The sequence below is a fragment of the Vibrio sp. V42_P2S4T144 genome (assembly GCF_009904715.1).
GTDB classification, from domain to species: Bacteria; Pseudomonadota; Gammaproteobacteria; order Enterobacterales; family Vibrionaceae; genus Vibrio; species Vibrio alginolyticus.
In genome coordinates this window covers 1-5,028 of sequence record NZ_WXWS01000160.1, presented here as the reverse complement: position 1 = coordinate 5,028, position 5,028 = coordinate 1, and the positions used below count along the sequence as shown (strand labels likewise).

General features: G+C 46.1%; 6 protein-coding genes. 2 read left to right on the top strand and 4 right to left on the bottom strand.

Going from position 1 to position 5,028, the window contains the following annotated elements; genetic code table 11:
* Both CAG68_RS05630 and CAG68_RS05625 read left to right on the top strand, forming a co-directional pair.
* Nucleotides 1-393, top strand: a 393-nt coding sequence (locus CAG68_RS05630) for a LytTR family transcriptional regulator DNA-binding domain-containing protein (RefSeq protein WP_161440904.1), incomplete at its 5' end; no start/stop codon positions are given.
* A 68-nt stretch (nucleotides 394-461) separates the two neighbouring features.
* Nucleotides 462-1,097 carry a DUF2268 domain-containing putative Zn-dependent protease gene (locus CAG68_RS05625; RefSeq protein ID WP_054729145.1) on the top strand — a complete coding sequence of 212 codons (636 nt, stop codon included), beginning with the start codon at nucleotides 462-464 and terminating at the stop codon, nucleotides 1,095-1,097.
* Nucleotides 1,098-1,214: 117 nt separating this feature from the next.
* Here the strand turns inward: CAG68_RS05625 and CAG68_RS05620 are convergent, their stop codons facing one another.
* The 4 genes from CAG68_RS05620 to CAG68_RS05605 all read right to left on the bottom strand — a co-directional run bounded on the left by CAG68_RS05620 (nucleotide 1,215) and on the right by CAG68_RS05605 (nucleotide 4,873).
* Complete coding sequence (locus CAG68_RS05620; RefSeq protein ID WP_041059372.1) at nucleotides 1,215-1,709, bottom strand: peptidylprolyl isomerase; 495 nt, start codon at nucleotides 1,707-1,709, stop codon at nucleotides 1,215-1,217.
* Nucleotides 1,710-1,830: 121 nt separating this feature from the next.
* A complete protein-coding gene (locus CAG68_RS05615) occupies nucleotides 1,831-3,492 on the bottom strand; it encodes a methyl-accepting chemotaxis protein (protein ID WP_054729148.1) in 1,662 nt (553 codons plus the stop codon).
* Between the two features lie 175 nt (nucleotides 3,493-3,667).
* A complete protein-coding gene (locus CAG68_RS05610; protein ID WP_054576513.1) occupies nucleotides 3,668-4,054 on the bottom strand; it encodes a thiol-disulfide oxidoreductase DCC family protein in 387 nt (128 codons plus the stop codon).
* Nucleotides 4,055-4,078: 24 nt separating this feature from the next.
* Complete coding sequence (locus tag CAG68_RS05605; protein ID WP_161440903.1) at nucleotides 4,079-4,873, bottom strand: DUF4344 domain-containing metallopeptidase; 795 nt, start codon at nucleotides 4,871-4,873, stop codon at nucleotides 4,079-4,081.
* Nucleotides 4,874-5,028: the final 155 nt, after the last annotated feature.

The following is a 5,028-nucleotide window of genomic DNA, read 5'->3' as shown; positions in this document are numbered from 1 at the left end:
GTGCAGATGAGCAGCCTGTTAGAACAGTTACAACAATTATCCGCTCCACAAACTCCGCAATATCTTCAGTGGATCAAAGCGACGCAAGGGGAAGACATTCATCTGATCGCCACGTCTGATGTGTTGTATTTCAAAGCGGAAGAAAAATACGTTTCTGTGTATGCCCAACAAGGACAAGGCAAAGTGCAGGAGTATTTGATTCGTACATCGTTGAAAGAGTTGATAGGGCAGCTTAACCCAGAGCAGTTCTGGCAAGTGCACCGTTCAAGCGTGGTGCAAGTGTGCAAAATTAACAAAGTAAACAAAGACTTTGCTGGCAGAATGTTTGTTCACGTTGGAGAAAACAAGCTCCCTGTGAGCCGTGCATCTCAAAGTTTATTCAAAGGAATGTAATCGCTAGAACTGCTCACTCTTTACACTGTAAACTCGCTGCTCTTAACCCACATTATCAAGGAAGATAAATGAGTTATCGCGTAACCCTCTTAAATGCAACGGGAGAGTTGTCTCCACTCGCTGAGTATTTACATCAGAAACTTGATGACCTGAGCTCACAACTTTCTAGTTACTTTGATTTGAGTAACATTGACCTCACCATTAGCCCGTTTGATCGCAATGACGTACCGCAGACGGGGATTGGTGGCTATTGCTTAAGTGCCTATCGTGTAGAGATTCTACTTGATACTCAACGTACTGATATTAAAAACGTTATTGAGAAAGAACTAGCTGCAGTGTTAGCGCATGAGTTGCATCACCTGTTCCGTATGCGAGCGGGAGAAAGTGGCGTTGCACTTGGTGATGTACTAATTATGGAAGGGTTAGCTTGTCACTTCGAACGTAAGGTGAATGGCGGCGTCACTCCGAGCTTGTTTGAGCAAATCAAAGATCAAGATTGGCGCCCTTTCTACGCTGAGATGAAAGGCAAGTTGACCAGCTTAGATTACAACTTCGACGCTTACTTTCTTGGCAGCGATGAAAGCCGCTGGCCGAAATACATGGGGTATTGGGTTGGGTACAACCTTGTTGCTGAATATCTGGCTGATTTTCAAGGCTCTGAACTGGATTTGGTTGGAGCCAAAGCTGAGCTTTTCTATCAATAACTTCGTTATAAGCCCAACTAATCGGCTGAGTCATAAAAACAAAAAGCGCCTAAGTCATCAGACGTTAGGCGCTTTCTTCGTTTTATAGCGACGATTTCTCTGCAGAGGCGAATGGGTTTATTCGCTGATCGTCACTTTCTCGATAATGATTGGATCGCATGGCACATCATCGTGACCAAGCTTAGAGGTCGTTTTTACTTTCGCGATGCGATTTACGACATCCATACCCGCGGTCACTTTACCAAACACGGCATAGCCCCAGCCTAGGTTGGTGGTTGCGGTGTGGTCTAGGAAATCATTGTCTTCCAAGTTAATGAAGAACTGTGCCGTTGCAGAGTGCGGAGCATCGGTTCGTGCCATTGCGATAGTGCCAACAAGGTTCTTTAGACCACGGTTTGCTTCGTTCGCGATTGGTCCGCGTGTTGGCTTTTCTGCCATGTCTTCGGTATGACCGCCACCTTGAATCATAAAGCCGTCGATAACGCGGTGGAAAATGGTGCCGTTGTAGAAGCCATCTTCACAGTATTTTTTGAAGTTCTTTGAGCTAACTGGCGCTCGTTCTAGGTTCAGTTCAATCTCGATGTCACCGAAATTGGTGGTCATAATAATCATCTTGTTTGCCCTTGTGGGTGCTAAGTTGGCGGCATTATAGCTAAGTCGCATTATGATAGCAGAAATAAAAACAGCGACGTTTTGGCGTCGCTGTTTGCATGTTGAGTGTTTGAGGAAAGCTCTAGACCGTAAAGCGACCGACCAAGTCGTACAGCTCGTTAGCTTTGTGGTTGAGGTTGCCACTGCCTGCGCGGTTTTGATTCGCAAGGTGCGCCGATTGGCTGCTTTGTTGAGAGATGACTTCGATGCGTTGTGAAATCTCTTGCCCAACTTGGCTTTGTTCTTCGGTTGCCGTTGCGATCAGCGTGTTCATGTCCATGATGTTAGCAATCGCGGCTTGGATTTCTTGCAGTGCGGCAGAGGCTGCCCGTGCTTCTTCCACTGTTGCTTCACCACGAGCTTGGCTTGAACCCATGGCTTTCACTGCCGCATCCGAGCCAGACTTCAACTGCTCGATCATTTGGTGAATTTCGCCTGTGCTGTCTTGAGTGCGACTCGCCAGTTTACGAACCTCATCGGCAACGACTGCGAAGCCGCGACCTTGTTCACCAGCACGGGCTGCTTCAATGGCTGCGTTCAGTGCCAATAGGTTGGTTTGCTCGGCGATATCCTGAATCACTTCTAGAGAAGAAGAAATGTTTTTTACGTCGCTCTCTAAACGAGAAATCACCGTGCTGGCTTCTGACACTTCTAGCGCGAGCGCTTCGACAGAGTTCGCTGCTGAATCAACAATGTGTTTTGCTTGTTGTGAGTTTTCATCGGCGTCTCTGGCTGATTGCGCTGCTTGGTTAGCGTTGTTTGAAATCTCGTGCGCCGTTGCTGTCATCTCGGTCATTGCCGCTGCGACTTGTTCGGTCTCTTCACGTTGACCTGAAGCCAATTCGTCCACTTGCGATGCTCGCTGTGACATGTCGTTGGTTTCAGAAACCACTTCTTGCCCTACGTGGCTAACACTCTTGATGATGCCTTGCAGGCTTTCAACGAAGATATTGAAGTTACGGCTAAGCTGGGTGAACTCCGGCACGCTCGATTCTTCCATGCGTGCGGTTAAGTCTGCATCGCCTTGCGCGAAAGAGTGAATCGAGGCATCAAACTGCTCAATAGGCTTCATGATACTGCGGTTAACAAACACCGCGAAGACTGCAACGATGGCTGCAATCGAGACACAGAATAGAGCAATTGCTGTCAGTGTGGTGTTGAGGGCCTGATGCGCGGCTTCTTCCATGTTTGCCACAATGGCGTCGATATCGTCAGTGTAGAAGCCCGTACCCAACATCAAATCCCATTCAGGAATAAAGACCGAGTAGCTTAATTTCGGTAGCGCTTCGTTCTGACCGAGTTTCGGGAAGTAATAAGTCGTGAACTCACCAGTTTTGGAATTTTTGATCAAATCCTGAATCAGGTAATTGCCCTTCTTGTCCTGCAAGTTATAGAAGTTCTCTCCGATGCCTTTGGTGTTTTTACCCACCACGACACGCACGCCTTTTGAATCGTAACCGAAGATGTAGCCGGATTGACCGAACTCCAACTGTTTCAAGATAGGCAGTGCTTCTTCAAGTGGGGCATTTTGAGCGAGTAGTGGCTCGACGGCGGAGCGCGCCATTTGGACGTAGTTTTTGAGCTCGGCTTTTTTCATCTCCATCATTTGACTTCGAGTTTGCTCAATCTCGTGCTCGTTGTAGGCCGTGGTTTGTACGTAGGTGAACCACATCATGCCTATTGCCATAGTTAGAATTGGAATTATTGAAAGGATATATAGTCGTTTTCTGATCGTCAGATTCATAGAGACGTCCTTCTCTCGGCGCAGCGTTACAAGTGACAAGCTGAATAAGCTTGCCTGATAAAAGTGTTAATACTTATTGTTGTAATGCTTAGAGATTAACCGAGTTAATCAATCAGAAGTACTGGAAATTTGTAAATCTAGACGAAGGTCGTAGCATTTTTAAGCGGGATCACAATTAACGTGAACACGACCCACTATTGCAACGAGAAGTCCCTGTTAACCAATATGAGACGCGATACCTATTCTTTGCGAATTTGAGGTAAAGCCAGTCAGCAACAGGTTTAACGAGGCGCCAACGCAGTGGAGCGTAGAGCCAACCGCGACCAACTAATTGCCACGCACGATGAGTCACGTCCAACCCAAGCAGAAGTTCCCCCTTTTCGTTGAGGGCGTGCAAAATGGTGTTGGCTTGTTCAGGATCGATCTGCGGATAATCTGCGAATGCATCACTATAGATATCGACGGTTTTGATGTGCTGCTTGGAATCGCGTTGTTTTAGCGCCTTCATCTCTTTGGCACAAAGCGGGCAGGTTCCGTCATAAAATATGGTGAGTTTTGTCATTGCGGTTTTCTTGTTTGAGATTTTCTAATCGCTTTTACGTGGCGAATTTTCTTTTGGTTCATTGTTTTGCAAGTAATGCAGCCAATTGTCGCGAATGTTGCCGTAATTGAATTGGCAGAACTCTTTGCGATCACGCAGGTAGTCTTTTTCTACTTCATCGAGTAAGGCTTTGTATTGCTCCGGATCACTACCGTACACCAAACATAACGTTGAAAAGTAACGCTGCAAATCAAAGCTGTGTTCGTCAATGTACTCGCCAAAATCGTAGTAGTCCGGTCTGTCGTCGGATTCGAATGCGAACATGTCGGCGGCGCTAATGGCCATATCTGCGCCATCTTCTAGGAAGTCAATCATTAAAATAGTGGCAAAATTATCGACCGCATCTTCTTCTTTTCCGAGAACAGGGATGCTTTGATCTTCGATGTAAGCATGTCCAGCTTCATGAAGTAAAGTGTGCAATAACGTATCTAGCGCCCCTGTTTTTGGGGATTTTCCGAAGCGTTCTTCATACTGATTATTGGAGAAGTAATTGAGCGACTCCAAATAAAAAGTGTAAGGAACGTATATTGTGTGTGTATCAGGATCATACATTGGACCATCTTCTCCGCCGTAAACCAGCGTGAGAGCTTTATCAAATGGAAAGTAGGCCTGAGACAGCTCAACAAAGATGGTGTTTAAATCGCTGCTTTGAATCGATTGTTGGGCGATTTTTTCATGAGTTGTCTCTATGGGAGAATATTGAATACGAATGTTTTCAGCTGCTGTAGCTGATGAGACGATGCTGAGTAATAGCGCAGCGCAAAGCGAATGAATGTTCATGTGGGACTCTTGTTATTGAATAACTTGTATAAAAAATTATACATGTTTTTGTCTGATGCATAGTTGGGGTTGTACTCATTAGCCAAAGTCGGGACGTCGGTCTCGAAAAGCAATCATGATAACATCGCATATTTCGGCTGCTTGGTTCTCTAGGG

What these genes read in the sequence shown, in the direction of transcription:
- CAG68_RS05610 (WP_054576513.1), bottom strand. Translation starts at nt 4,054, where the DNA reads ATGACAAAACTCACCATATTTTATGACGGAACCTGCCCGCTTTGTGCC.
- CAG68_RS05625 (WP_054729145.1), top strand. Translation starts at nt 462, where the DNA reads ATGAGTTATCGCGTAACCCTCTTAAATGCAACGGGAGAGTTGTCTCCA.
- CAG68_RS05615 (WP_054729148.1), bottom strand. Translation starts at nt 3,492, where the DNA reads ATGAATCTGACGATCAGAAAACGACTATATATCCTTTCAATAATTCCA.
- CAG68_RS05620 (WP_041059372.1), bottom strand. Translation starts at nt 1,709, where the DNA reads ATGATTATTATGACCACCAATTTCGGTGACATCGAGATTGAACTGAAC.
- CAG68_RS05605 (WP_161440903.1), bottom strand. Translation starts at nt 4,873, where the DNA reads ATGAACATTCATTCGCTTTGCGCTGCGCTATTACTCAGCATCGTCTCA.